This window comes from Achromobacter pestifer, from assembly GCF_902859625.1.
Classification (GTDB): domain Bacteria; phylum Pseudomonadota; class Gammaproteobacteria; order Burkholderiales; family Burkholderiaceae_B; genus Achromobacter; species Achromobacter pestifer.
In genome coordinates this window covers 312,419-337,921 of sequence record NZ_CADIJX010000002.1, presented here as the reverse complement: position 1 = coordinate 337,921, position 25,503 = coordinate 312,419, and the positions used below count along the sequence as shown (strand labels likewise).

Sequence of the window (25,503 nt, the reverse complement as noted above, 5' to 3'; positions counted from 1 at the left end):
AAGGGTCGGTGCTGACACGGCTCACCGCTGGTCTTTCCCCGTATTTTTGGGAGAGCCAGCATTTTTTTTGCGACCAGTGTCACAACGGGGGCCAGCGCCACGTCTTAGCGATAGGATCAACCATTCGCGGCGCCGCCACCATGTCGACACCCTTATCAGTTCCCTCGATCACCACGCTCTCCAATGGGTCGGACTCCCTGGCCGACAGCTTTGCCACCAGTTATGCCGGCGTCGTGGCGTTTATCGCCGTCGCCGCCGAAGGCAACTTCGCCAAGGCCGGGGACCGTCTGGGCATCGGCCGGTCGGCAGTCAGCCGCAGCGTGCAAAAACTGGAAGACCAACTCGGCACGCGCCTGTTCGTGCGAACCACCCGCAGCACGACATTGACCAGTGAGGGCGAACGCTTCTTTGAAAACTGCCATCCGGGCGTGGATCGGATCGTCCAAGCCATCGACGACATGCGGGAATTGCGTGAAGGCCCACCCTCGGGCCTGCTGCGCGTCTGTTCCACCGTGGGCTTTGGACGCAAGGTCGTCGCCCCCCTGCTGAATGGCTTTCGTGAAGCCAACCCGAGCATCGCGGTCGAGCTGACGCTGGATGACCGCCCCACCGACTTCACGATGGACCGCATCGACGTGTCGTTCCGCAACGGCCGCATGGAAGACAGCCAGGTCATCGCCAAGAAAGTGATTCCCATGCAGATGCTGCTGTGTGCCTCGCCCTCTTATGCCGCCAGGCATGGCCTGCCCGGCGATATCGATGAATTGTCCAGACATGACTGCGTGAATTTTCGGCTGGCATCCGGGCGCGTGTATGAATGGGAATTCAAGGTGGGCGGCCATCTGCGCAAGGTGGCGCCACCCGCCATGCTGACCTTCAACGACGCGGATCTGGTGCTTCAGTCGGTGCTGGACGGCCATGGCGTCGCGCAGATGGCGGGCTATCAGGTCTGCGACCATCTGCGCAACGGCACGCTGGTGGCCTGCCTGCCGCAATACGCGCCCGATGACCGCGGCCATTACCTGTGCTTTCTCAGCCGCCAGCACCTGCCCACGCGCATGCGCGTGTTCATCGATTACATGACGGAACACATCCGCGCACTGGACTTGCCGATTCTGGATAGCCTGCTGTCCGCGCAACCCTGAATCGCTATTGCGTCAACGCCACCACGCTTTCGATTCCGTTCTGGGCCATCTTGGAATAGGGACAAAGGCGCTCCGTATTGCGCACCAGTTCCTCGGCCACGGCCTTGGCCACCCCAGGCAGGTGGATATTGATATCCGCGGTCAACGCAAACAAGCCATCGACCGGATCGCGGCCAAACGAGATGGTAGCCGTCACGGACGCATCCGGGATGAGCACGCCCGCGCGCTCGGCCAACATGCTGAGCGCGCCATGAAAGCAGGCGGCGTAGCCGGCCGCGAACAGCTGTTCGGGGTTGGTCCCGCCCCCGGAGCCGCCCAATTCGGCGGGCAATCGCAGGTTCACCAACAGTTCGCCATCGTCCGACGCGGCGATGCCGGAGGCACGTCCGTGCCCGGCCTCCCCGCCTCGAACGGTGACGCTGGTGGTGTACTGGGGATGAAAATCCTCCCCCCGGTACTTGTCCAGCAGTGTCTGGGGAGGAGGCCGTAGTTTGCTCATGAAGGTCCTTGCGTTCGCCGTTACTTTCTTGCGCCCGACTGGCTGAACCACGTCTCGAAGTCGATCGTGCCCAGACGCGGCCGGGTGCCGGGCACCAGGGTATCGTCATTGAGTAGCGCGCCAAAATAGCGCGCGCTGGCGTCCGCCTGCACGGTGCGGGCATCGCCCGTCTTACCCATGTAGCGTTGCGCCAGTTCGGCCAGACGCACGCGGTGGGGGCCAGCAATCTCGACAATGCCGTTCACCGGCGCCCCCAGCGTGGCATCGGCCATGGCCAATGCCACGTCATCGGAAGCAATCGGCTGCACATAGGCGGGCGACAGCCGTACCTCGTTGCCCTGCGTGCCCGATTGCACGATGCCGCCCAAAAACTCGAAGAACTGCGTGCTATGGACGATGGTGTAGGGGATATCCGCCGCTTCGATCAGAGCTTCCTGAGCGATCTTGCCACGGAAGTATCCACTTTCGGCCAGGCGGTGCGTGCCGACCACCGACAGTGCAACGTGGTGACGCACGCCCGCCTTGGCCTCAGCCGCCAGCAGGTTGCGGCCGGACGTCTGGAAGAATTCCAGCACGGCCTTGTCCTCAAAGGACGGCGAATTGGCCACATCGACCACGACATCAACGCCGGCCAGCGCGTCGTCCAGCCCTTCGCCGGTGATCGTGTTGACGCCGGTGGAGGGGGCCGCGCCAATGGCGTCATGTCCACGTTCAATGAGTCGTTTGACGAGTTTGGACCCGATCAGGCCGGTACCGCCGATTACCAGGATTTTCATGATGAGGTCCTTAGTTCAGTTGAGCCTTGTCCAGCCCGTAAGCCTTGTCCGCGGAGCCGGGAACGGTGCGGAACCCCACGTTGAGGCGGTTCCAGCCATTGATCGCCATGATCGCGAAACTGAGATCCGAGATTTCTTTCTCGGACAACTGGGTCCGCACACGCTCATAGATCTCGTCGGGCACGCCCGTCGCGGGCAAGGTCGTCAGCGCCTCGGTCCAGGCCAGGGCGGCACGCTCGCGGGGCGAGAATTGCGTGGATTCACGCCAGATCGCGATGTGGTGCAGGCGCAATTCGCGTTCACCGTGAATCTTGGCTTCTTTCACGTGCATGTCCACGCAAAAGCCGCAGCCATTGATTTGCGAGGCGCGGATCTCGATCAGATCCAGGATCGACTGTTCGATCGTCCCGGCTTTCAAGAGCATGCCGAATTCGACAAATTTCTTGAACAGCTCGGGCGATTGACCGAAAGCGTTTAGACGTTGACTCATGGTGACTCCCTCGATTGGTTGGCGCTGTCCGGCGGGGCTCAACCGGGTGCGGCGCATCTGGAACAACGCCCAAATCGTAGGTCGCGGGAGGAAGTGGCAGAAGACCCGGCCAAGGGATCACGATGTTGCCTCAATGGCAACAATCCGAAGACGGCGCGCGCGGCGGCCAAAGGGCCACGCAACGCGCCGTCCCTTTATTGCAGGACGCTGTTGGCGGCCACTTGCCGCGCCAACGCCTTGCGGTCGACTTTGCCCACCGCATTCTCTGGCAGGCGTTCAATCCACAGCACCTCGCGGGGCACGTAGATCCGGCCCAGCCGCGCCAGCACCTCGGCCTGTATGCCGGAGGCATCGGGTGCGGCCTCGCCATTGCGCTGCACGAAGATCACCGGCACTTCGCCCAGATCCTCGTCCGGGGCGCCCACCACGCAGCAGGCCGCCACCCCTGGCACCGCCGTCACCACGCCTTCGATCAAGGCTGGCGAGATGTTCTCGCCGCCCCGGATGATCACGTCCTTGATGCGGCCGGTAATGGTCAGGTATCCCTGCGCATCGAAACGCCCCAAGTCTCCCGTGTGAAAGCGTGACGCTGTCCCGCCATCCGCCTGCTCCACGCCCAGGTAGCCCAGCATCAGGCTATCGCCTTCAATGCTGATCTCGCCTTCACCGCCCGGCGCGGCCTCCGAACCGTCCGGCAACCGCAGCGTCACGCGCTGCCCGGCCAGCACCGTTCCCACTGAACCGACGCGCCGCGCGGCAGGCGGATTCATCGTCGACGTGCACGTGGCCTCGGACAGGCCGTAGGACACCACCAGCGGGCACCCCAGGAAGGCCTCGATACGCCGGTGCAGCGCTTCGGTGATGGGCGCCGACCCGCACCGTGCAAAGCGCAAACCCGCCAGGCTTTGCGGATCAAACGCCAGTTCCAGCATGCGGGCGTACATGGTGGGCACGCCGGTGATGATGGTCGGTTGGAACGCGCGCAGCAAACCCGGCATGTCGTCGGCCCGGAAACGGCCCGCCAGGGCCACGCAGGCGCCCGCCAGCAGCGGCGTGAAGATCTGGTTATTCAGGGCATTGGTGTGATGCAGGGGCATCACGTGCAGCAGACGGTCGTCCAGCCTTAGTCCGGTGTGCGCCAGCACGCCCCGTGCATTATTTGCCAAACCCAGATGGCTAAGCAGCACGCCCTTGGGGTTGCCGGTACTGCCCGAGGTGAACAGCAGCAAACCGGGATTCGCGGTCGGGACATCGCTGCCCGCCCAGTCCACCGGCCCCAACGCCACGCGGGCGGCTGGCAGCAAGCGGGCGGGTTGCAGGCCGCTTGCCTTCGCCGTCTCGGCATTGGCATCGTCGTGCAGCATCCACGCCAGGCCCACCGCCGACACGCGACGCGCGGTTTCCTCGACCGACAGCCGTGGCTCCAGCGGGCAAGGGCAAGCCCCCGCCGCCATCACGCCCAAAATGGCCACGACTTGCGCCAGCGAACGCTCCATCGCCACCGCCACAAATCCACCGCGCGGAACGCCAGCGGCGCGCAGGCCGCCTGCCACTTGGCCCACCCGGCGATGCAATTGCGCATAGCTCAGCGTTTCATCCGCGGTCACGATGGCGGGCCGCGTCGCCCATTCTGGCTGGCTCCACGCACGCGCAAACGCCGCCACCAAGGTGGCATCGGCAATCGTCATGGCGTTCTCCCCTAGCGCAGCGCGACAGCCGCGTCGCGTTCAAACTGCCCATCCGCGTCCAGCTCGCGCAAGGCGCGAGCCTCGTTCGCTGAAGGGGGCTCGGTCGGCACGGCGCCCGTGGCATCGAACTCGAAGCCGGTGCGTTCGCGCACTTCCGACAAGCTGCATTCCGGATGCCAGGATTGCAGCGCCAGCCGCCCGTCCCGCTTGATGAACACGGCGATCGGCGTGACCACGCCGTGGAAGCCGCCCCAAGACGTCATGAAATCCAGCTTCTGCACGAACGTGCGACGCGAATGCTCGGTGCGCCAGGTGCAGGCCCGCTTGGCCGTGGGCAGCATGACCGCCCCGCCGCCACCGCCGGGCAAGCGCACCTTGGGTTCATGCCAATCACCGATGCAGGAGTTGTTGGCGCAGCCAGCGCCATCGATCTGCGCCGCGCCCAGAAAGGTCAGATCCATTCGGCCGCGCGTGCACAGGTCGTAGAAATCCTCGTTCGAGAAGATCGACGCCGTCTGTTCGGCCAACACCGGATCAGAGCTGGAAATTGGAATGTGCGAGGGCTTCGGATTCACCCCGCCCGCCACGTTGATATAGACGAAGTCCCAGTCGTAGGCGCGCTTGGCCAGCAGGCAGGCCAACATCGGCATCGTGGAATTCACGCCGCTGAATGTGATTTCGTCGGGGCGGATGAACCGCGCCAGATTGGTGACGATGTACGAAAAACCCGACCATTGCTCAGCCATGATTCCCCCCTTGCGCTTCGGGCGCCGCGGCCAGATGCGCTTGCAGATCGCTGTTCTTGTCCATGTAGGCTTCCACCGCCGGATAGTCGATGGCGTAATCGGGCCAGCAAGACCCCGGCCACGCACTGCCCGGCGCCACTGCGTAGGCTTGCACCATGAAGTACGGCACCAGCGTGGATTCCGGCTGCGCCTGGAAAACGGCGGTATCCACCACCTTTTCAGCCACCACCAGCACGCTGCCCGCGGCACGCGACATGATGCGGTCCCAATGTGCCGTGCCATGAACACGCACATTGCCCTGAGCATCCACTTCCGACGCCTGGATCACGGCGAAGTCAGGCCGGATCGCGGGCACCACCCAGGTCTTCTGCCCACTGCCGTAGGGATCATCCAGGCAGGCCCAACCATTCAACGCCGGCAGGCCGCTGCCATGCAGGCCGCCACATGGCTGGAACGGCACGCCGAACGCCGCGGCGCGCAGTCCGGCCGTCAAACTGGCGCACGCATGTTCTTCCAATTCGATTTCTCGCCGCTCCACCGCACGCCGATACCACGGCGCCAGGCCGAAGTTGCCTTCCATCGCCACGATGCCCGCGCGCACGCGGCGCAGCACGCCAGCGCGACACAGAATATCGACGTCGTACCCGGGCGATTGCTTGATCAATTCCAAATCACGCTTGCCCTGGCGGATCAGTTCGCGCACGAACGCGAACGGCCCGCGATGCAAGAAACTACCGCCCAAGGCGATCGATGCGCCGTCCGGCACCAGCGCCGCCAGCTCTGCCAGCGAACACTGCTTGTTCTGTTGATTGAAACCCGAAGCCATTGTCATCCTCCCTGCTGATTTTTTTCGTTAGCGCGCTTGCAGATAGGCGGCCACGCGGTCTTTCAACCCCGGCGCGGCCGCCGACCGCACCAGACGGGCCAAGTCGGCGTCAGGTGTCTCAAGCGACAGCGCCGCATAGAGTTGGACGCGGCTGGCGTCCGACAACGCGGCAGCCGTATCCGATGCCTGCTGCTCCACGTCAGGCCATTCCTGCGGCGCCGCCAGGCGGCTGGCGAAGCCGTCGCGCAATGCGTCTTCCGCGCTGAACGTTGCGGCCTGCTCCAGCACCGTGCGAGCACGCTCGGCCCCCACCAATGAAGCAAAACGGCGCGAGCCCAGCACCAGCCCGAACTTCAAGCCCGGCATCCGGAACGTGGCGTCGGGCGCGCTGATGCGCCATTTGCAGGCGCCGAACACGTCGACACCCGCGCCGAAGTTGCGGCCATGCGCCAGTGCCACCGTCAGGCACGGCGATGCCGCCAGCCGTTGCAGCAAGGTCTCGATGCGCACGAAACGCAACAACAGATCACCCTCGCTTTGCGTCTGCCAATCGCTGAAATCAAAGCCAGCGCTGAAGTTCTTGCCCTCGCCCTTGAGCACGATCAGCTTTGCGCCCTGCGCCTCGGCATCATCCACCGCCGTCAACAACGCTTCCACCAGTTCGGCGGACAAGGCGTTCATCTTCTCGGCACGTGTCAACGTCAGCACGTGCCGTGTGCCCTGCTTGTCGATCCGCAGCACGCCGGTCATGCCGTCACCCCTTTCTTCGCGGCGCGCAACTTGCCCAGCACCTCGTCGTTGTGCTCGCCCAGCGCTGGCGGGCGCAAGCGCAACGCCGTGGTCTGACCGTCGAACCGCACCGGCAGGCCGAAGGTGCGGGTCTGCACGCCGTTGGGCAATTCAACCGGCTGCACCCACCCCATGTGCTCCACCTGCGGGTCCGCCAGCACTTCGGAATACGTGTTGATCGGCGCGCAAGGCACGCCCGCCGCGCGGAACCGTCCCAGCCATGTCTGCGCGTCCTCGGCGGCGAAGATCGCCTCCAGGATCTCGCGCAGCGCCGTCTGGTTGCGGGCGCGGGCGCTGGTGTCGGTAAAGCGCGGGTCGGCCAGCAGGTCTTCGCGGCCCACCGTGGCGCACACGCCCTTCCACAGCGCCTGGTTGCCTGCCGCCATGCCGAAATAGCCGCCCTTGCAACGGAACGCCTGATAGGGCGCGTTGCGCGGATGCGCGGAACCCAGCTTGACCGGATCCTTGCCGCTGCCGAAGAACTCCGACGTTTGCAACGCGGCGATACCCAGCGTGGCGCCCAGCATCGGCACATCGATATGCGTGCCCTGCCCGCTGGCCTGCGCGGCGCGCAATGCAGACGCGATGGCGAATGCGCCATACAAGCCCGCCGAAAAATCTGCCACGGGCACGCCGCATTTCACGGGTTCGCCCCCGGCTTCGCCCGTCACGCTCATCAAGCCGCTCATGGCCTGGATGGTCAGGTCGAAACCCCCTTCCTGCGAACGCGGGCCTGACTGCCCATAGGCCGAGATCGAGCAATAGACCAGCTTGGGATTGGCCTCGCGCAATTCCGCATAGCCAAGTCCCAACCGATCCATCACGCCCGGCCTGTTGTTCTCGATCAACACATCCGCGGTCAGCGCCAATTCACGCGCCAGGGCCAAGTCGCCGGGATCTTTCAAGTTCAACGTCACCGACTTCTTGTTGCGGTTCAAGGACGCGAAATTCTCGCTATAGCCGTCGGAAATAGGCGGCCAGCTGCGCAAGGTGTCGCCGCCCTCGGGGTTCTCGACCTTGATCACGTCGGCGCCCATGTCGGCCAACAACATGCCGCAAAAGGGTCCCGCCGCGACATTGCAAATCTCCAGCACCGTGATGCCGGCAAGTGCCGAACTGGGTGTCATGTCTGACCTCTCATTATAAAAATTCAATATTTAGGACTTATAAAACAGTATAAGAGCGCCGCTTTCCAGATGGCATCATTCTGGGCCAGCCTGCGCGGTCACGCCAGAGATGCCGATGATTACTAGAGCAATCCCTAGGTGCAGCGCTTAATTGTTGACCAGCATATCACCGTGTGGAATTCTAGGTAAACCATTTATTGGAATACGAGTCCTATATATTAGGACACATAAAAACTGGACCGCAGCGTTACCAGCGACCGCAACCGCGGCATGCCCTCACGCATGACGGCCCGCCCCACCAAGGAGACTTTCATGAAGCAGACGTGGCGCATTGCCCTTGCCAGCGCCGTGCTGGCGTTCGCCGCCAGCCCCGCCCTGGCACAAACCTGGCCTTCAAAACCCGTGCGCATGGTGGTGCCGTTCCCACCCGGTGGCGCCACGGATGCCGCTGCCCGCATCTACGCGCAGCACTTGGGCGACTTCCTGGGACAAGGCGTGGTGGTCGAGAACAAAGCGGGCGCGGGCGGCGAGATCGGAGCCGAATACGTGGCCAAATCGGCCCCCGATGGCTACACGCTGCTGATGGGCGCGGTGGGCAGCCACGCGATTCACGCTGCCATGCCGGACAAGCCGGGTTATGACTTCGCCACCGCTTTTGTCGGCGTATCCATGGCGACCAGCATGCCGATGGCCGTTGCCGTCAACAGCAAGGTGCCCGTCAAGAATGTGCAGGAACTCATCGCACTGGCAAAGAGCAAGCCAGGCACCATCACATTCGGCTCGGCCGGCCCTGGCACCTCGCAGCACATGGCGGGCGAACTATTCCAGGTGGTGACGGGCACCCGGCTGATGCATGTGCCGTACCGAGGCAGCGGCCCGGCCATCACCGATTTGTTGGGCGGCCAGATCGATATGGTGATCGAAACACTGCCCGCATTGCTGCCGCAGGTCGCCAGCGGCAAGATCCGGCTGCTGGGGGTCACGACCGCCACGCGCGCCACCGCCCTGCCCGACCTGCCCACGCTGATGGAACAAGGCGTGAAGGACTATTCCGTTGCCACCGCATATGCCCTGCTCGCGCCCGCCGGCACGCCGCCTGAGGTCGTGGAGAAACTGTCGGCAGGCATGCAAAAAGCCGCCGCCATGCCGTCGGTGCAGCAGGCCGCGCTGAAGCTTGGCGCCGACGCGGTGGCCACCTCGCCCACCGACACCAGCCGTGTGCTGAAGCAGGAAGTCGCCCGTTGGGCGGACGTGGTGCGCATGTCGTCGGCGAAATGATGCCAGCCGCCCCACGCTCTTCGTCGATGGCCGCGGACCTGGCCATCGTGGGCGGCGGCTCGGTCGCCGTCAGCCTGCTGTATCAGTTCCTGCTCGTGCGGGAAGCCGCCGGCGTCAGTCCTGCCTGCCCACCGCTCCACATCGTCCTGTTTGAACCCCAAGCCGAACCCGGGCCGGGCGGCGCCTATCAGGACGACTTGCCCAGCAACCTGCTGAACATCCCCGCCGGCAACATGTCGGCTCGGGCCGACCGGCGGATGGACTTTGTTGATTGGCTGCGCGAACAGGATCCCGCCTGGCTGCGCGGGATGGGCGTCGATGGAGTAGCCGCTTCGGACTTCCTGCCGCGCCCGCTGTTCGGCGCCTATCTGCGTGCCGTCCATGCGCGCTGCCGCAAGCTGGCGGCAGCGCTTGGCGTCACGCTGCTGCATGTGCAAAGCCGGGTGCGGCGTGTCGTCCCGTTGCCCGATGGCGGCGCGCGCATCGATCCCGAACACGGAGCTTCCTGGCTTGCCCGCCATGCCGTGCTGTGCAACGGCAACTTGCCCTCGCAGGCATTTCCGGACTTGCAGGACAAGCCGGGCTATTTCAACAGCCCATACCCCGTCTCGCAATTGGCCAGCACGATTCCCCAGGATGCCTCGGTGTGCGTGGTCGGAACCAGTCTCAGCGCGGTGGACGCCATCGCCGCCTTGCAGCAAAGCGGTCATCACGGCCCCATCTTGTGCGCGTCGCGCAACGGGCGGCTGCCATCGGTACGCAGCCCTCACAATCAAGCACCTGCCGCGTTGCGCCATCTAAGCCGGGACGGCGCCGTGCAATTGGCCGCGCGCCATGGTGGCGCGCTGTCGGTGGACGTGATCGCACAAGCGTTGAAAGACGAGGTGCAGGCATTGGGCGGGACCTTGGATCCGGACGAGATCGTGGGCCTGCCGGCCGACGCGCAAACCGCCCTGGATGAAGAGATCCGCCGTTCATCGCACGGCGCCCGGCCCTGGCAAGCCGTGGCCGCCGCCACCAACGCGGCGGTGGACCAGATCTGGCATTTGATGCCGGATTCGGAGCGCCATCGTTTTCAATCGCAATGGCGGTCCCTCTGGATGGCACGCCGCGCGACCTTTCCGATGCGCAACGCGCTCAAGCTGCAAGCGTTGTTGAAAACCGGCCAACTGCAAGTGCACGCCGGGTATGTGGACAGCCATTACGACCCGGCGAGCCAGCAGTTCCACACGCAACTGCGCAGCGCCGATGGCAATGTGACACATCGCAGCCAGTATCTGATCAACGCCACGAGTTTTTCGGTGGATGCGCAGCGCACCCGCGACCCGCTGATTGCCGCTCTGCTACACGACGGCCATGCCCGTCCCGATCCGTTCGGCGGTCTGGCGCTGGATTTTGAGACGGGCTGCCTGAAAGACACGAACGACTCAGTGCTACCGCAGATATCAGTGCTGGGCAGCTTGGCCGGCGGCACCTACTTCTGGACCACGTCAATGGACGTCAATGCGCGGCTGGCCCGTGATCAGGCGCAACGGATCGCGGCTGCGCTCGGACGCCCTGCCACGCTTACTGATCCAGAAACCCCCGCCGATAACCCATCCCCTGCGAGATGGACTGCGCACAGGCCGACACATCCGGCGCCAGCAGCTTCATCCTAGCGGCGCTCAGGCGGTCCAGCGGGCCCGAGATCCCCACGGCCGCCACGGGCTGGTCCAAGCTGTTGAACAGAGTCACGGCCAGCCCGCCCACGCCTTCGCGCCATTCGCCGCGATTCACGGCATAGCCCGCACGGGCGATCTTGCGCAGTTCGTCCTTCAACAGCGCCATGGACACGATGGTGGAAGGCGTGTGGCGCACCAGTTGTTCGGCGTAGCGCTCGACATATCCCTCAGGTTGGTACGCCAGCAAGGCCTTGCCGGTGGCGACCGCGTAAGCGGGCGCGCGTCCGCCCACCATCGAATAGGCGCGAATGGGCTGGGGGCTGTCGATCTTGTCCACGTACACGACGTCAAACCCGTCCAGCACCGACAAGTGCACGGTTTCGCCGGTCTGGTCCGCCAGGGTGCGCATGAATGGCGCGGCCAGTTTGCGCACATCCAACTGCGCCAGCTGCCGGGCAGCCAGTTCAAACAAACGCACCGCGCCGCGGTACCCGCCCCCGTCATCGTCCTTGATGACATAGCCCGCGTGGATCAAGGTCTGCAATGTGCGATGCGTATTGCTGCGAGTCAGGCCGACCCGGGCAGCCAGCGCATCGATGGTGCGCGGCGGATTGTCCACGTCAGTCACCGCCTCCAACACCATCAACCCCTTGAGCAGTGTCTTATCCATTTTCTTTTTTCCTAATATTTAGGACAGAAACATAGCATGAGACGCCACGTGCGAACAGCGCTTTCAGGCGACCGGCCGTTCGCTTTTCATCCAGGGATCGCCGCGCGCACGGCGGCGGAGCGGTCCCACAAGTTGGGCAGGCTAGGCGATGAATAGCCGGAAACAAACGGCTTGGGCTGCCCGGTCGCCGGATCATAAACATGACGCGACACGGCGCCGATATTGCCGCCGTAAAGGTGAACGCTGATCGACACGCGATCCGCGAAAGCGTTGGACACACGGTGGATGTCCCCCTCTTCGGGAGACAGGCGTTCAACATCCCCCGGCTGCAACGTAGTGGCCTCGCCCGCAGCCGTCAAGCGGCCGTCGGGCTGGCGCGTGTAGCGCTGATTGATCTCGGCGCCGCGCAACATGCCCACATATCCCCACACCTCGTGGTCATGCACGGGCGTGAATTGCCCCGCCCCCCAGACAAAGCTGACCAGCGAAAAACGCTCCAGGGGATCGCAATGCAGCAGGTACTGCTGGTAATACTGAGGATGCGGCGCGGTACAGGCGTCGGGCAGCCAATCGTCATGGCGCACCAGGTCAGCGAAGGCGGCTTGCAGCGCGGGCGTCTGCGCCAGCGCGTCCGGCGCCGCCAACCGGGTCGCGGTGGCGATAAAGCGGCGAAGCCGGTCCAGACCGGGGGAAGCATCAGACATTGCGGGTCTCCAACTCATGGGGCAAATCCCAGATGAGAAAAATAGTATCCACCATTCAGGATTCTTATGCACGCTTGCCCCTGCCGCCTTCCCGGCGATCGGCTGCAAGCCGCGCTTGACAGGCCTGCCCCTGAGCGCGCAGCGTAGCGGACTGTCTTCAAGGTTGGAAATGAAAAACACGCATCACGATATTCCGCCCGCGCTGGTGGATGCGTTGCGCAGCGCGCAGCGCATCGTCGTCTTCACTGGCGCAGGCGTCTCTGCGGAAAGCGGCATTGCCACTTTCCGGGATGCGTTGACAGGCTTGTGGTCGCGCTTCGACGCGCAGGCGTTGGCGACACCGGAAGCGTTCCGCGCGCACCCCGATATCGTTTGGGGCTGGTATGAATGGCGCCGCGCGCAAGCGCTGAGCGCCGAGCCGAACGCCGCGCACCGCGCCATCGCGGAACTGGCCCGCCACGTGCCAGAACTGATCGTCGTCACGCAGAACGTGGACGACCTGCATGAGCGCGCCGGCAGCACACGGGTGGCCCATCTGCATGGCAGTTTGCACGCGCCGCGCTGTTCTGCCTGCGCCGCGCCACATGCCTTTCCTGTTGCCATGCCAGACGAACCCGACGAAGGACGCCGCATCCCGCCACCCGCCTGTACCCAATGCGGCGCACCGGTACGGCCCGGAGTCGTGTGGTTTGGGGAAAGCCTGCCCGCCGACGCCTGGAGCGCCGCCTTGCGCGCAGCCGAACAATGCGACCTGCTGTTCAGCATCGGCACATCGGCGCTGGTCTACCCCGCCGCCGAACTACCGCAACGCGCGTTGGCCGCTGGCGCGACCGTGGTTCAGGTGAACCCCATGGCGACGCCGCTGGACCATCAAGCCCACTGCAATCTGCACGGCGCGGCCGCCGACGTGATGCCACGCCTGCTGGCAGCAAGCTTCGGGCCCGACGCCCGTTGATTCCCCCCTTTCAGCCCTGATCCATCAACGTATCGGCTACCCCTGGCACCCGGCAAAACACGCAAGCCATCAACCCTTGGCGACGGGCAACGCCGGGAGGATGGCGTCGTGTTTGGTGAGCATTTGTGAAGATCTTTAGGGGCAATGTGGAGTAGAAACAAGCTTGCCGCACCAGTCGAGGGGAAACCCCAAATCTCACCGCTTCCCCAGCAGATTACATTGATGGAAGTGGTTTCGGTCGTGGAGAGCATCATCCCTTTTTCCTGGAGACTTCCCGATGTTTTCGTGCGTTCATCAGACGGTGTCTTGCATCGTGTGGTGCGGCACGCCACAACCACGGAAACCATCGCCAAACTTGAGAACATTCCCAGCAATTTCCATCTGGATTGCGAATGCATGCTCGACAATGGCGAAACGCTTTCCTGGATAGGCAGTAATCGATACCGTCAGACCAATGGCGATACCATATACATCGCCGAATCCGACATCACGACGCCTCGTGGCGAATTCCGCAAAAGCGGTGCCACCAAACGGAACGTGCCGGATGCATACCGGACTGCCCCGCACAAGAAACTGACTGCGGCAAGCAATCCGCTACCACTAGCTGTCGTCAATCTAAAAACCGGCAACAATTGGAGTTTGATACGCGCCTGGCGTGAGCACCTCAATATCAGCACTGCGGATATGGCTGCCCGACTTGGCGTCGATCACTCTATATACATTGAATTGGAACGGCCACGTCCACGGCCACGCCAGGTAGTCCTGGACCGCGTATCAGAAGCATTGGGCGTGTCACCCGACCAACTCGATGATTCATTGTTAGGAGGACGTTTTCTTTAATGCCGCGCGGGGTTTCCCCGATTTCGTCTGGCATCTTGAAACGTCCACGTGACTTTGGCGCCGCAGGAATGACGGCCCGCGCAGGAGGTATGCAGTATGCTCGGCACCGCAAGACGATTGACGGATGTGCTTGTCACGTCCCCCGATGGCACCCTGTATCGCATTGAACGCTTCGTGGCCGATCTCGACGCTTATTCCGCGTTGGGCACATCGCGCTTCGACCCGAAGATGCATTGCATCTGCCGGACCAGTTCAGGCGAGAAGGTCACCTGGCTTGGCGGGCAGGCCTACCAGATGCTCAAGAACGGCATCTCATTGACGGCGGTTGATCGACGACGGCGCTGACCGCCCCCCTACCGCGTGAACCGCTCAACCAGGAAGTCCACGAAAGTCGTGAGCTTGGGCAACGCCTGCCGGTCCTTCGGATACAGCAGCGTGATCGGTCGCGCGGCAGGCCAATACGGCTGCAAGATGGGCACCAGCCGGCCCGCGCGCACATCCTCGCCCAACAACAGTTCGGGTTGCAGCACCACGCCAAAGCCCGCCAACGACGCCTGCCTCAGCGCCTGGCCATTGTTGGACACAAAGCGGCCACTGGGATACCCCACCTGGTTGCCGTCCTCGCTGTTCAACTGCCAACCCGTACGCCGCCGCCAATAGGAAAAATCCAGGCACTGGTGGCGCATCAGATCATCGGGCGTCATGGGGGTGCCGTAGCGTTCCAGATAGGCGGGGGCGGCGCAGATGATCATCTGATAGCGCCCGATCGTGCGGGCAACCAAACCCGAGTCCGCAGGTTCACCGATGCGTACCGCCAAGTCAAAACGTGCGGCCACGATGTCTTCCACGGCATCGCTCAACATCAGCTCCGTGCTCACATCGGGATAGATGGAAAGGTAATCGGCGATGGCCGGCGTCAGCGCAAACGACCCGAAGGTAACGGTCGATGTAATGCGCAGATGCCCTCGGGGAGTCAGGCGCAATGCCTCCGCACCCTGTTCCGCCTCGCGGATCTCGGCCAGGATCGTCTTGCAACGCGCGAAATACGCCTGCCCCGCTTCGGTCAGGCTCTGCCGGCGCGTGGTGCGGGTCATCAACCGCACCCCCAGGCGGGCCTCCAGGCCCTTGATGTGCTTGGCCGCCATCGCCGGCGACATCTCGTGCCGTGCCGCCGCAGCGGTCAGGCTACCCAGATCCACGACCGCCACGAACACTTCCATGCTGAGCAAGCGGTCCATGAATTACGCACCCTGAGTGTGAAGTGTTTCCACCATTACCGCATTTTTCCATGGAAATCGAACGGCGAGAATGGATGCATGCACTGGCACTGGGCCAGTGACCCAAACTCAGCAGGATTCGGGCAAGCCCCGGGAGAGACTCTATGAAAATCATCCTTATCGGCGCCACCGGCACCATCGGCCGGGCCGTCGCGGAAGTGCTTGGCCAACACCACGAGATCATTGCGGTCGGCAAGACCCACGGGCAATACCAGGTCGACATCACGCGCAGCGACAGCATCCGCAGCCTGTTCGAGCGTGTGGGCAAGGTCGATGCCATAGTCTCCACCACGGGCAACCTGCACTTTGGCCCCTTGTCCGAGATGACGGCGGAACAGTTCAAGATCGGGCTGCATGACAAATTGCTGGGCCAGGTCGATCTGGCGCTGATCGGCCAGCACTACGTCAATGCGGGCGGCTCCATCACGCTGACCAGCGGCATCGTCAGCGACGAACCCATCCGCTTCGGCGCCAACGCATCCGCGGTGAATTCCGCCATCGATGGCTTTGTGCGCGGCGCGGCGGTGGAACTGCAAGACATCCGCATCAACTCGGTCAGCCCGACGGTACTGCAAGAGTCGATGCCCAGCTACGGCCCCTACTTCCCGGGCTTTGAAGCCGCGCCGGCCAGCCGCGTGGCCCTGGCCTACCGCCGCAGTGTCGAAGGCGCACAGACGGGCCGTACGATCCGCGTATGGTGATCAGCGTAGGTGATCCGCATATGGTGATCCCAGGGGGCTGGATCCGAACGCATCTGTCCGGTGATCCCCCGCAGTCTCTGCCGCAGTCACAGCAATAAAAAAAAGCGGCTTGATGGAAGACCATCAAGCCGCTTTATCTATTGCTTTTGCCTTTCGGCTGAACCGCGGCATCAGTGATACCGCCTGTTCAAAATAAGTTGGTGCGCCCGGCAGGATTCGAACCTACGACCCCCTGGTTCGTAGCCAGGTACTCTATCCAGCTGAGCTACGGGCGCCCCGAAAGAGGCGTGTTTATAACATGAAAAAATACGATCATGCAAATCGCCAGATAAAAACATGCTGTTTTCGATGGGAATGGTCCGCATGCCTTGCGCCACATCAACGCTGGCGTGGCACTCGCGCATTACGCTGAATGTGCAGCAACCCGGGCCCCATCCCGACCGACATCAAGCACAGGCAGACCATGGCCAAGAAATTTCCAATGCATCCCAAACACCCCGAACGCATCTGCTGGGGCTGTGATCGCTATTGCCCGACAGATGCCATGAGCTGCGGCAATGGCTCCGACCGCACCATGCATCCCATCGAACTGCTGGGCGATGATTGGGCAAGCGTGGGCGATTGGGGATTTGAAGACGCAGAGGATGCGCAGCGTGGTTCGCAGGCATCGACCACGTAAGGTGAGGCCGCGACAGGCCATTCATCGATAGCGCATTGCGCGCCAACAAAACAAAAAGGCCTTCGATGCGAGATCAAAGGCCTTTCCATTTTCTTTGTCTTTCAGTGCTTGATCACGAATGATCGGCACTGGTTTTTGGTGCGCCCGGCAGGATTCGAACCTACGACCCCCTGGTTCGTAGCCAGGTACTCTATCCAGCTGAGCTACGGGCGCATCAAAAAGCAAGCCTTGAATAATAGCGTTGTTTCAGAAAACGCGCAAGTCGAGGCGGGGGAATTTCACATCAAAGCGCCTGCGCCGCTTGGCATCACTGCGGCATGCCGCACACGCATACAGCTTGATGACAGCGGATGGTCACATCGATAGAACCTTGACTCTTTAGCCTAGCGGCCGTGAACGATGCCGGCTGTCATCCGGCGATCCCGTAGCGCAATGACAGTGCGCCACGCCACCTGCTAGCTCAAGAGTCCTTCCTCATGTCTGACAAAGAAAAGAACACCGACGCACCGTCCGCCGCGCCTTCGGACGCGGAGCCCCCGATGCGTCCCACGCGCCGTGGATTTCTGACCGGCATCGCCGCGCTGGGCGCCAGTGCCGCGGCGATGGGCGCCCTGTCCGGCTGCTCCAGCGACGACGACGATGACAGCCCCGCCACGCCCGCGCCGCCCACTACGCCAACCACGCCCGTCCCCGCGCCCGATCTGACCAAGCAATTGCGCGACAACGTGAAGACGGTGGTGGTGATCTTTGCCGAGAACCGCAGCTTCAACAACTTGTTCGCCAATTTTCCTGGCGTGGAAAAGCCCCTGTCCGCATTGACTGCCGCGGACTACGCGCAGAACGACCGCGACGGCACGCCGCTGTCCGTGCTGCCGCCCGTGTGGAACGGCATGGTGCCCACCTCGCAGCAGGCCAACCACATCACGTATCAGGTCGACCAGGCCGCGCCCTACATGAACAACCTGCCCAACGCGCCGTTTTCGCTGTTGGGACCGCAAGGCGAACCGCTGCCACAGGGCGTCGTCACGCGCGACCTCTGGCACGTGTTCTATCAGAACCAGATGCAGATCAACGGCGGCAAGAATGACCGCTTCGTCGCCTGGGCCGACTCCGGCGCGCTCGTCATGGGCTACTACAGCGACTCCGCCTACAACCTGCGCTTGTGGAAGCTCGCCCAAGAATTCGTTCTGTGCGACAACTTCTTCCAAGGCGCGTTTGGCGGCTCATTCCTGAACCACCAGTATCTGGCCTCTGGACGCCCGCCCTTCTATCCCGATGTGGCGAACTCGGTCGCGAAGACCCAAATCGCGCAACTGCAAAGCGCCGACCCGACCGATCCGCGCCTGCAACCCAAGTCCACGTCGCCCGCCAGCGCACTGACGGGTATTCCGCAATTCGGCGCCAGCGCCTTGTCGCCTGACGGCTACGGCGTCAACACCATGGCTCCGCCCTATTGGCCTTCGTTCAGCCGCGACGCGACCGATCCGACGCTGGCCGACGCCACCAATCCGCAAACGATGGTGCCGCAAACGCACAGCAATATCGGCGACCTGATGACCGCCAAGGGCCTGGACTGGGCCTGGTATGCCGGCGGCTGGCAGGCCGCCGTGGACTCCACCGCCAACAACGGCTTTCCGTCGTCGCCCAACTTCCAGGCGCATCATCAGCCCTTCAACTACTTCAAGAGCACCGCGCCCGGTACTGCCGCGCGCACGGCGCACTTGCGCGACGGCGGCCTGGGTGATCTGTCGTCCACCAATAAATTCCTGGCTGATGCCGAAGCCGGCAAACTGCCTGCGCTGACGTTCTACAAGCCGCAAGGCAATCTGAACATGCACGCGGGATATGCGGACGTGGATTCAGGCGACCGCCATATCGCCCACATCGTCGACAGCCTGCGCAAGAGCGCACAATGGGAGAACATGGTGATTGTGATCACCGTGGACGAGAACGGCGGCTGGTGGGACCACGTGGCGCCTCCGCAGGGTGATCGCTGGGGGCCGGGCACGCGCATCCCCGCGCTGGTGATCTCGCCCTTTGCAAAGAAGGGCACGGTGGACCACACGGTGTACGACACGGGTTCGATTCTGCGCCTGGCGACGCGCGTGTTCGACTTGCCGATGCTGGAAGGCCTGAAGGCACGCGATGACGCGATGACGGCGCGTGGCCAGCTCGCCATGGGCGACCTGAGCAATGCGCTGACGTTCAGCGCTTAGGCGCGAAGACCCAGGCGGGCGGCGCCCACCTGGGTCATTCAGTAAAGCACCAGCGTCGGCCGCCTGGCGCTGCTACCGTTCCAGGCGACTGGCAGGCCAGTCGCTTCGGCGGTGCGCACAATCAATTCGCCGACCCGCAGCATGTCCGCATCCGCGCCTTCGGGTGCGCCCCAGAAAGCCAGGTCCAGTCGACCTTCTTTCTTTGCCCGGTTGCGGTCCTGCCGCGTGTAAAAGCAGAAGCCGTGCAGGCCGGCCGTTGCGCCGCCGCGCTCGTGAAAGATCTCCGCACAATCAGAAAACCCGTCCGACTGCGTCGTCCCCGCATCCTGCAACGCCACCAGGCCCGCCTCCGTCAACGACGCAAACAGCACATCCAGCCGGACTTGCGCCTCGCGCCATTGCGCGGCGCTGAGCTTGACGGGGTCGGGCTCCGGTTCCGGCACTTCCAGCGCCACGCCTGTCAGCGCGGACAATAACGCTTGTACCTCGGGCATCATCGCATTCACGGTGATGTGATTGCCGTGGGCATCACGAATATCCGCGTTGGCGCCCGCGTCGATCAGCAATTGCACCGCATCAGTACTGGGCGCGAACTCGGCGGCCAGATACAGAGCCGTGCGCCCTTCACTCTGGAATTCAAGCGGACTGCCGGCATCAATCAGCAATCTGAGCACCGCCAGATTCCCTGGGATGTCCGTGTCATTGGCCCCCATCGCGGCCCGCTGAAGCGCGGTGAATCCATACGAATCAACCGCTGCCGGGTCCGCGCCCGCCGCCAGGCAAGCGCCTACCCCTTTCACATCGCCACTACTGGCAGCGTCGAATATCTTGGTGAGCTTCATCGGTGGCTCCTAGGTTTGCGTCTTGCCCGCGCCATGCACGAGCATCGCATAGATCTCCGCAACCCGTTCTGTCGTAATGCCCCTGCGCTGCTCGACGGCCAGGGGATGATCGGTGGGTTCCAATTCAATCGAAGGCCTGAGGCCGCCGTCGCGCAGATGCACATGCGTCTTCAAGCTCAGCGTGTCCGGGTAAGGATCCAATCGCGTATTCAACCAGCCGAACATGGCAGGCGTTTGCGCCCGTTCCGGCGCATCGGACGTGCGTACCCACGTCTCGTAACTGGCCAGGCTGACCGACACCCATACCCCCCACACGAAGGGCTCGGGATAATCCTGGATGGGAAGCTCGATGCAAGCGCGCACGAAGAAATGCTGCTCGTCGATCACGCAGTCATCGCTGCCCAGATCACAGCGCTGTTCCCGCTCTTGCGGCGCGATGCGGTAGTAACTTTCAGGCGCATCGGCGCCAAAGCTCGGCAGGCCGTGGTGAACCTGATCACATGTGGCGCATTTGAATGAGAATTCCATATTCCTGGCAGGCAAGACGAATGCGGGGATGATAGCAACCCAGCGGATCAAACCCGCGCGGCGGGAAAGCCATTATTCTAGTGAGCTCTTTCCCGTCCTTTTCGATCAACGCAACGGCGCTTAACGTGAAACACCTGCTCGCCAGCCTAGACAAGCTGGCTGAATTCGACGAGATCATCGATGTGCGCTCGCCGCTTGAATACGCCGACGACCACATTCCCGGGGCCATCAACGCCCCGGTGCTCAGCAATGAAGAGCGCGTGCAGGTCGGCACCTTGTACCGCCAGGTCTCGCCCTTCGAGGCATCCCGCACCGGCGCCGCGATCGTCGCGCGCAACATCGCGCGCCACCTGGAAACCACCTTTGCCGACCGGCCACAGGGTTGGCGTCCGCTGGTGTATTGCTGGCGCGGCGGCAAACGTTCCGGTTCGATGACGGTGATGTTCAACATGATCGGTTGGCGTGCGCGCCAGCTGGATGGCGGCTACAAACGCTATCGTGGCGCCACGCTGGAAGCCTTGGATGCGCTGCCGGCGGCGTTGCAATGCGTGGTGCTTGTCGGCCCCACCGGCAGCGGCAAGACGCGCTTGCTCACCGCTCTGGACCAGGCGGGCGCACAGACGCTGGACCTGGAACGACTGGCCTCGCATCGGGGGTCACTGCTGGGCGCCTTGCCGGGCATCGCGCAACCTTCGCAAAAGCGGTTCGATACGCTATTGGCCGCACGCCTGCGCGAATTCGATGCCAGTCAACCGGTTTACGTTGAAGCGGAAAGCCGCAAGATCGGGTCGGTGGCGCTGCCGCCCGCGTTGCTGCAAGCCATGCACCAGGGCAACTGCGTCGAAGTGATCTCCACGCGCGAAGACCGCGCAGCCTTCCTGCAACAAGACTACGCACAACTGTTCGAGAATCCTGATTGGCTGAAGGCGCAACTGCAACGCCTGCTGGGCTTGCATAGCCGCGACGTCATCAACAGCTGGCTGCGGATGGTGGACGAAGGCCGTCGCATTGATCTGGCACGCGAATTGATCGACCGCCACTACGACCCTGCCTACACCCGCAGTTGCCACACGCACTTCACGCAATTGCCGCAAGCCCTGCAAATGCCATTCCGGCCGAACGACCCGGACGTTGTGGATCAGGCCCGAGCGCTACTCAATTCCGCACGCCCATAAACGATTGCTTCACGCCCTTGAATCCATGAAGAACATCACCGTTGAATATCGCCATAACTTTCCGCTGGATCCGCTGGACGTCGTTCGCGTCTTCGATCAATCGGGAATCAAGCGTCCGACCAGCGATCTCCCAAGAATCGCGCGCATGTTCGCCGCGCCCAGCCTCGTACTGTCGGCATGGGTTGATGGCGAGCTCGTGGGAGTGAGCCGATCACTGACCGACTATGCGTATTGCTGCTATCTATCGGATCTGGCCGTCAACAAGCAATATCAAGGCGCCGGCATAGGCAAAGAACTGATCAAACGCACCCAGGCCATCATTGGCGAAGAGGTGTCCTTGATACTGCTCTCCGCGCCCGACGCCATGTCCTACTACCCGACGCTAGGCTTTGAACTTGCCGGCAATGCGTACGTCATCAGGCGCAAGCGCTAGACAACACGCGGCCATCGCCAGGCGCCTTACAGCATGAAGGGCAAGAGGATGATGCCGTGGAGCAGAACAAACGCGCCAAATATAGCCATCAAGGTGTGCCTCTGTCAGAAAGCCCGTCAGGGAAGATAGGGCCAGCGGGAAAACGAGATGCCCGCGTCGCTGGCCCACATGATGACCGCAAGAAGGGTCATGATGCCCACCAGGATGGCTAGTGGACGAATCGTATTGGTGTAGGCGCGCTTCGTTGAATCAGAAGCGCCTTCCCCGCCCGCGTCGGCCGCCTTCCAAAGACGCTTGAGGATGGTCATTATCCAGATCCCAGATCTTGTTCTGACCGCATTCTACTGTCGAGGCGTGAAGACATCGAGCGTGCATTCACCCACGCAAACGCCGCCCATGAAAAAAAACCGCAATCACTTTCGCGATTGCGGGTTTTTTATCTTCAACGCTGGTACTGAGCCAGCGCCGAAGCTTATCTGGCGGAGACGGTGACACTAGCGGGATCTCCTAAAACCCGCCACCAGAAAGCGACAGTCAGTCCTAAAAAAAAAATACCCGCAACGAATTTGGCCGCATTACCAAGCAGAAATCATCACCAGACCCGTCCATGCTCTCGCAAAAAAAAACACAATATGTGACGCCACGTAACGAATGGGCTATAAAGCGGGAAGACAAATTTTCGAGTCACGCCATGCGTTCGCTTTTTCCTGGACACTACCGACCCAGCATACCGTTTCCTGATGCGCTAAAGGGCGCATTGGTTATCTTTGACACGAACGCACTATTGAACTTTTACAGCTTATCTGAAGCATCACGGAAAAAGTTGTTCGGTCTTATGGAGACGTTGGAAGATCAGCGTTGGATCCCTCATCAAGTTGCGCTGGAGTTCCATCGAAATCGGATAAACCTCGTCGATAAAGCCAATGCCACTTACCAAAAGATTCCCACCGAAGTAGCGGGCGCGGTGACTAAGGTCAGGCAGCTCTGCGACGCGCAGGATATTTTGCGCATAGCGCATGCCACACCGGGCCTCCTGCAAGCGTTCGAAGATAGCGGCAAAGCGCTCATCGAGCACTTGAGCGCCTGTGCCGCCGATCTTCCTAAGCACGGCAATCAAGACGCCATATCGGAAACATTTGCCGATTTGTTTGAACACCGCGTAGGTCCAGCTCCGGAGTCACAAGAAGCCCTAAATAAGTTGTGGGATGATGGTGACGCACGATACGAGGCGGAAATTCCGCCCGGGTTTGGAGACGTTAAAAAGGCGGAGGTTTACCGTCACGGCACGCTGCAATACAAGAGCAAATTTGGGGACTTGATCCTCTGGCGCCAGATCCTCGCTCACGTTGTGTCGTTGAATGCGCAAGGCCCTCGGCAACTTATTTTCGTGACCGACGACGCTAAGAAGGATTGGTGGCTAACGGCGGGATCGAACTCGCTTGGACCCCGGCCGGAACTAGCAATGGAGCTTAAAGAGGCAGATCCAAATTGGTCGCTTTGGATGTTCACATCCTCGAAGTTTTTCCAAGAAGTGGCGAAAGTCAATGCACATACCCTTGATAAAAACACCATTGCGGATGTGGAGCATGCGGCGAGGGCCGGCCAGCTCGCCACAATGGAACAATTCATCGACGTTGCACCACACGAAGAGGAACTGGCCCTAGACCTCACTCAAGATTTCGCGAGCCGGACTCTTAAGGATCACCTGATAGCGTTTCGAAAAAATGGAACGAAGCTCGCATCGTCCGCATTTGTCGATTGGCTGCGCACGCATTACGACGTGATTAAGGTTACCTCAGCCCCATTTAGCTCTGCCGTATTGCAAGCCATTGTCCGGCCAGAAGGTCAACCTGACGACGTTCTACCAACCGTAATGTTGTTTCTCCACGCCCATTTACCCGGCCGTGGATTTGAAAAGCAGCTCGAAGAATTAGGCAAATTTGCAAGCAAGGTAGGCAATCCAGTGATAGCCACGATTCACCTACGCAATCGAGCGAGCAGAACCACTTCGGGGATGGTGAAAATGAGCGCCACTGAAATGCAGATCGAAGCACTTAACATCGTTCACACCCATCCAGACGTTCAAAAGTTGGCAGGCGTTAATTTCAGCACCCATCGCCCAGAGTTCAATGTGTGGCCGGTGCTGCCATAGCCTTCATGTGATTCCGAGTTAGCTTTGCGTCGCAGCTGCGTCTATCTGAGTCGCATGCAATGCCCCCCCAGGCGGGATAAGCGCATCAAGCCTGACAGATGCCCCCTCGTGGGTGAGTCTTTTCCCCTAGATTTAGCGCGCAGGCGTGGAGGGGGGGAAGACTGCGCGCCAAAGGGTCTACCCACCCACATTGCTGTATGTATACACAGCACCATGAGAACCCCATCAGGTTGCGTTCCGTGCATCAGAGGATCGGCCAAAAAAAAGCGCCCTCCATGGGGCGCTGATTGGTACGCGCGGTGAGGATCAGCCTTTAAGCCACTGCATCCACCACCCTTGGTAGTAGCGCTTGCCGTCGATCTCCTCGAAGCCACAGACCATCATCCCCCGATCCGACGAGAACGTAAGCAGCTCGGGCTGTAGCAGGTCAGGGATGGGGCTTTTCGCAGTGGCGCCGAACTTGGCTAGATCATCCATCGTCATGACGCGGATGTACCGCTTCAAGCCCTCGCGCAGCACCGAGTACATCCGTACCGTCCCGGTGATGGTGGGGCCGGGGTCTCGATCGTGGCGTTTCTCGCCTGGGTGGTGGGTGCGAACGACAGTGCAGAGCATGATTTTCCGCTCGGAAACACTGTATAAGCATGCCTAGAATTCGCATGACTGAAGTGGAATGGACGCAGCGGGACGCTTACTGCTGGCAGGAGCCGCCAAGCTGGACGATCTGCTGCGTGTTTGTCGATGGCATGTGGCAGTACGAACTATTATCCAGCCGTAGCGGTACTGGCACTATCTACTTGTGCTTGTCGCGCGCCGCCTTCATCGTGACTTCGGGATAGACGCCCAGCGCCATCGTGCGTGCGCGGTCGATGAACCGATAGTCATAGCGCCAATACTTGCCACCATCCGCCTTGACCAGCAGGTACAGGCCGCCGCCGTCCGAAAGCTTGTGGTTCGTTCGGCCCGGGCTTGGCCGAACGAACGTTGATCTCTGTGAGCTTCTCCAGCGCCTTGACGGTCATATGCAGGTATTTTTCCGGTGTATGAACGGGTTACCCCGAAGTACCTGCAAAAATACCTGCCTATGTGGTGACCTGTCCAGGTACGAGCTGGGACAACGAGAACCAATGAAAAACCCGCAGAGCGTTAGCTTCTGCGGGTTTTGAGACATCGCGGTTTATCGCGGTATCTGTATTTGGCGGAGACGGTGGGATTCGAACCCACGATGCAGTTTTTAGCCACATACTCCCTTAGCAGGGGAGCCCCTTCAGCCTCTCGGGCACGTCTCCGAAAAGAGAACGAGATT

The 25,503-nt window shown here is 61.9% G+C and carries 27 protein-coding genes, 3 tRNA genes and 1 pseudogene; 12 read left to right on the top strand and 19 right to left on the bottom strand.

Annotated elements, in window-relative coordinates; translation table 11 throughout:
* Positions 1-140: 140 nt before the first annotated feature.
* Positions 141-1,145, top strand: a complete 1,005-nt coding sequence (locus tag HV753_RS08390) for a LysR family transcriptional regulator (RefSeq protein WP_175173992.1) — start codon at positions 141-143, stop codon at positions 1,143-1,145.
* A gap of 4 nt (positions 1,146-1,149) precedes the next feature.
* On the opposite strand, the gene HV753_RS08385 is transcribed toward HV753_RS08390, so the two are convergent.
* From HV753_RS08385 to HV753_RS08350, 8 genes are all read right to left on the bottom strand, one after another.
* Complete coding sequence (locus tag HV753_RS08385) at positions 1,150-1,644, bottom strand: Ohr family peroxiredoxin (RefSeq protein ID WP_175173991.1); 495 nt, start codon at positions 1,642-1,644, stop codon at positions 1,150-1,152.
* A 20-nt stretch (positions 1,645-1,664) separates the two neighbouring features.
* Positions 1,665-2,420 (bottom strand): SDR family oxidoreductase, encoded by a 756-nt coding sequence (locus HV753_RS08380; protein WP_175173990.1) that lies wholly within the window; start codon positions 2,418-2,420, stop codon positions 1,665-1,667.
* A 10-nt stretch (positions 2,421-2,430) separates the two neighbouring features.
* Positions 2,431-2,910: a carboxymuconolactone decarboxylase family protein gene (locus HV753_RS08375; protein ID WP_175173989.1), complete on the bottom strand. Its 480-nt coding sequence runs from the start codon at positions 2,908-2,910 to the stop codon at positions 2,431-2,433.
* 194 nt (positions 2,911-3,104) lie between these two features.
* Positions 3,105-4,598, bottom strand: a complete 1,494-nt coding sequence (locus tag HV753_RS08370; protein WP_175173988.1) for a class I adenylate-forming enzyme family protein — start codon at positions 4,596-4,598, stop codon at positions 3,105-3,107.
* 11 nt (positions 4,599-4,609) lie between these two features.
* Positions 4,610-5,344, bottom strand: coding sequence for a CoA-transferase subunit beta (locus HV753_RS08365; RefSeq protein WP_175173987.1), 735 nt, complete (start codon positions 5,342-5,344; stop codon positions 4,610-4,612).
* Positions 5,337-6,170: a CoA transferase subunit A gene (locus HV753_RS08360; protein WP_175173986.1), complete on the bottom strand. Its 834-nt coding sequence runs from the start codon at positions 6,168-6,170 to the stop codon at positions 5,337-5,339. The genes HV753_RS08365 and HV753_RS08360 overlap by 8 nt, the downstream gene beginning before the upstream one ends.
* Positions 6,171-6,197: 27 nt before the next feature.
* Complete coding sequence (locus HV753_RS08355; RefSeq protein ID WP_175173985.1) at positions 6,198-6,920, bottom strand: enoyl-CoA hydratase/isomerase family protein; 723 nt, start codon at positions 6,918-6,920, stop codon at positions 6,198-6,200.
* Entirely contained in the window at positions 6,917-8,086 is a 1,170-nt protein-coding gene (locus HV753_RS08350; protein WP_175173984.1) for a CaiB/BaiF CoA transferase family protein, read from the bottom strand. Before HV753_RS08350 ends, HV753_RS08355 begins: the two co-directional genes overlap by 4 nt.
* Positions 8,087-8,398: 312 nt before the next feature.
* Here HV753_RS08350 and HV753_RS08345 point away from each other — a divergent pair, with 312 nt between their 5' ends.
* Together HV753_RS08345 and HV753_RS08340 are read left to right on the top strand one after the other, a co-directional pair.
* A complete protein-coding gene (locus HV753_RS08345) occupies positions 8,399-9,364 on the top strand; it encodes a Bug family tripartite tricarboxylate transporter substrate binding protein (RefSeq protein ID WP_175173983.1) in 966 nt (321 codons plus the stop codon).
* Complete coding sequence (locus tag HV753_RS08340; protein WP_246288199.1) at positions 9,364-11,022, top strand: FAD/NAD(P)-binding protein; 1,659 nt, start codon at positions 9,364-9,366, stop codon at positions 11,020-11,022. Before HV753_RS08345 ends, HV753_RS08340 begins: the two co-directional genes overlap by 1 nt.
* Here the strand turns inward: HV753_RS08340 and HV753_RS08335 are convergent.
* Positions 10,931-11,695, bottom strand: coding sequence for an IclR family transcriptional regulator (locus tag HV753_RS08335; protein WP_175173982.1), 765 nt, complete (start codon positions 11,693-11,695; stop codon positions 10,931-10,933). The two genes, HV753_RS08340 and HV753_RS08335, sit on opposite strands and share 92 nt — an antisense overlap.
* An 86-nt stretch (positions 11,696-11,781) precedes the next feature.
* Positions 11,782-12,399, bottom strand: a complete 618-nt coding sequence (locus HV753_RS08330) for a cysteine dioxygenase family protein (protein WP_175173981.1) — start codon at positions 12,397-12,399, stop codon at positions 11,782-11,784.
* Between the two features lie 169 nt (positions 12,400-12,568).
* On the opposite strand from HV753_RS08330, the gene HV753_RS08325 reads away from it, so the two are divergent.
* The 3 genes from HV753_RS08325 (at position 12,569) to HV753_RS08315 (ending at position 14,539) form a co-directional block, all read left to right on the top strand.
* Positions 12,569-13,354 (top strand): SIR2 family NAD-dependent protein deacylase, encoded by a 786-nt coding sequence (locus tag HV753_RS08325; RefSeq protein ID WP_175173980.1) that lies wholly within the window; start codon positions 12,569-12,571, stop codon positions 13,352-13,354.
* Positions 13,355-13,576: 222 nt separating this feature from the next.
* Positions 13,577-14,194, top strand: coding sequence for a helix-turn-helix domain-containing protein (locus tag HV753_RS08320; protein WP_246288198.1), 618 nt, complete (start codon positions 13,577-13,579; stop codon positions 14,192-14,194).
* Between the two features lie 96 nt (positions 14,195-14,290).
* Positions 14,291-14,539, top strand: coding sequence for a hypothetical protein (locus tag HV753_RS08315; RefSeq protein WP_175173979.1), 249 nt, complete (start codon positions 14,291-14,293; stop codon positions 14,537-14,539).
* Positions 14,540-14,547: 8 nt separating this feature from the next.
* Here the strand turns inward: HV753_RS08315 and HV753_RS08310 are convergent, their stop codons facing one another.
* On the bottom strand, positions 14,548-15,432 hold the full coding sequence (locus HV753_RS08310; RefSeq protein WP_175173978.1) for a LysR family transcriptional regulator: 885 nt from the start codon (positions 15,430-15,432) through the stop codon (positions 14,548-14,550).
* Between the two features lie 143 nt (positions 15,433-15,575).
* On the opposite strand from HV753_RS08310, the gene HV753_RS08305 reads away from it, so the two are divergent.
* Positions 15,576-16,172 (top strand): short chain dehydrogenase, encoded by a 597-nt coding sequence (locus HV753_RS08305; RefSeq protein WP_175173977.1) that lies wholly within the window; start codon positions 15,576-15,578, stop codon positions 16,170-16,172.
* A 198-nt stretch (positions 16,173-16,370) separates the two neighbouring features.
* On the opposite strand, the gene HV753_RS08300 is transcribed toward HV753_RS08305, so the two are convergent.
* A tRNA-Arg gene (locus HV753_RS08300) sits at positions 16,371-16,447 on the bottom strand.
* Between the two features lie 188 nt (positions 16,448-16,635).
* On the opposite strand from HV753_RS08300, the gene HV753_RS08295 reads away from it, so the two are divergent.
* Positions 16,636-16,851, top strand: a complete 216-nt coding sequence (locus HV753_RS08295; RefSeq protein ID WP_175174633.1) for a DUF3079 domain-containing protein — start codon at positions 16,636-16,638, stop codon at positions 16,849-16,851.
* A 136-nt stretch (positions 16,852-16,987) separates the two neighbouring features.
* Here HV753_RS08295 and HV753_RS08290 read toward each other — a convergent pair.
* A tRNA-Arg gene (locus tag HV753_RS08290) sits at positions 16,988-17,064 on the bottom strand.
* A 263-nt stretch (positions 17,065-17,327) separates the two neighbouring features.
* On the opposite strand from HV753_RS08290, the gene acpA reads away from it, so the two are divergent.
* Complete coding sequence (gene acpA / locus HV753_RS08285; protein ID WP_175173976.1) at positions 17,328-19,067, top strand: acid phosphatase; 1,740 nt, start codon at positions 17,328-17,330, stop codon at positions 19,065-19,067.
* A gap of 38 nt (positions 19,068-19,105) precedes the next feature.
* Here the strand turns inward: acpA and HV753_RS08280 are convergent, their stop codons facing one another.
* Together HV753_RS08280 and HV753_RS08275 are read right to left on the bottom strand one after the other, a co-directional pair.
* Positions 19,106-19,909 (bottom strand): ankyrin repeat domain-containing protein, encoded by an 804-nt coding sequence (locus tag HV753_RS08280; protein ID WP_175173975.1) that lies wholly within the window; start codon positions 19,907-19,909, stop codon positions 19,106-19,108.
* Positions 19,910-19,918: 9 nt separating this feature from the next.
* Entirely contained in the window at positions 19,919-20,437 is a 519-nt protein-coding gene (locus tag HV753_RS08275) for a DUF2199 domain-containing protein (RefSeq protein ID WP_175173974.1), read from the bottom strand.
* A 125-nt stretch (positions 20,438-20,562) separates the two neighbouring features.
* On the opposite strand from HV753_RS08275, the gene mnmH reads away from it, so the two are divergent.
* Both mnmH and HV753_RS08265 read left to right on the top strand, forming a co-directional pair.
* Positions 20,563-21,612: a tRNA 2-selenouridine(34) synthase MnmH gene (mnmH, locus tag HV753_RS08270; RefSeq protein WP_175173973.1), complete on the top strand. Its 1,050-nt coding sequence runs from the start codon at positions 20,563-20,565 to the stop codon at positions 21,610-21,612.
* A gap of 25 nt (positions 21,613-21,637) precedes the next feature.
* A complete protein-coding gene (locus HV753_RS08265; protein ID WP_175173972.1) occupies positions 21,638-22,045 on the top strand; it encodes a GNAT family N-acetyltransferase in 408 nt (135 codons plus the stop codon).
* 116 nt (positions 22,046-22,161) lie between these two features.
* Here the strand turns inward: HV753_RS08265 and HV753_RS08260 are convergent, their stop codons facing one another.
* Positions 22,162-22,353 carry a hypothetical protein gene (locus HV753_RS08260; RefSeq protein ID WP_175173971.1) on the bottom strand — a complete coding sequence of 64 codons (192 nt, stop codon included), beginning with the start codon at positions 22,351-22,353 and terminating at the stop codon, positions 22,162-22,164.
* A gap of 299 nt (positions 22,354-22,652) precedes the next feature.
* On the opposite strand from HV753_RS08260, the gene HV753_RS08255 reads away from it, so the two are divergent.
* Positions 22,653-24,197, top strand: a complete 1,545-nt coding sequence (locus tag HV753_RS08255) for a PIN-like domain-containing protein (RefSeq protein WP_175173970.1) — start codon at positions 22,653-22,655, stop codon at positions 24,195-24,197.
* Between the two features lie 306 nt (positions 24,198-24,503).
* On the opposite strand, the gene HV753_RS08250 is transcribed toward HV753_RS08255, so the two are convergent.
* From HV753_RS08250 to HV753_RS08240, 3 genes and pseudogenes are all read right to left on the bottom strand, one after another.
* Entirely contained in the window at positions 24,504-24,812 is a 309-nt protein-coding gene (locus HV753_RS08250) for a hypothetical protein (RefSeq protein ID WP_246288197.1), read from the bottom strand.
* Between the two features lie 178 nt (positions 24,813-24,990).
* A pseudogene (locus HV753_RS31380) lies at positions 24,991-25,152 on the bottom strand (Arm DNA-binding domain-containing protein); the annotation flags it as partial.
* A 241-nt stretch (positions 25,153-25,393) separates the two neighbouring features.
* Positions 25,394-25,486 (bottom strand) — tRNA-Ser (locus HV753_RS08240).
* Between the last annotated feature and the right edge of the window lie 17 nt (positions 25,487-25,503).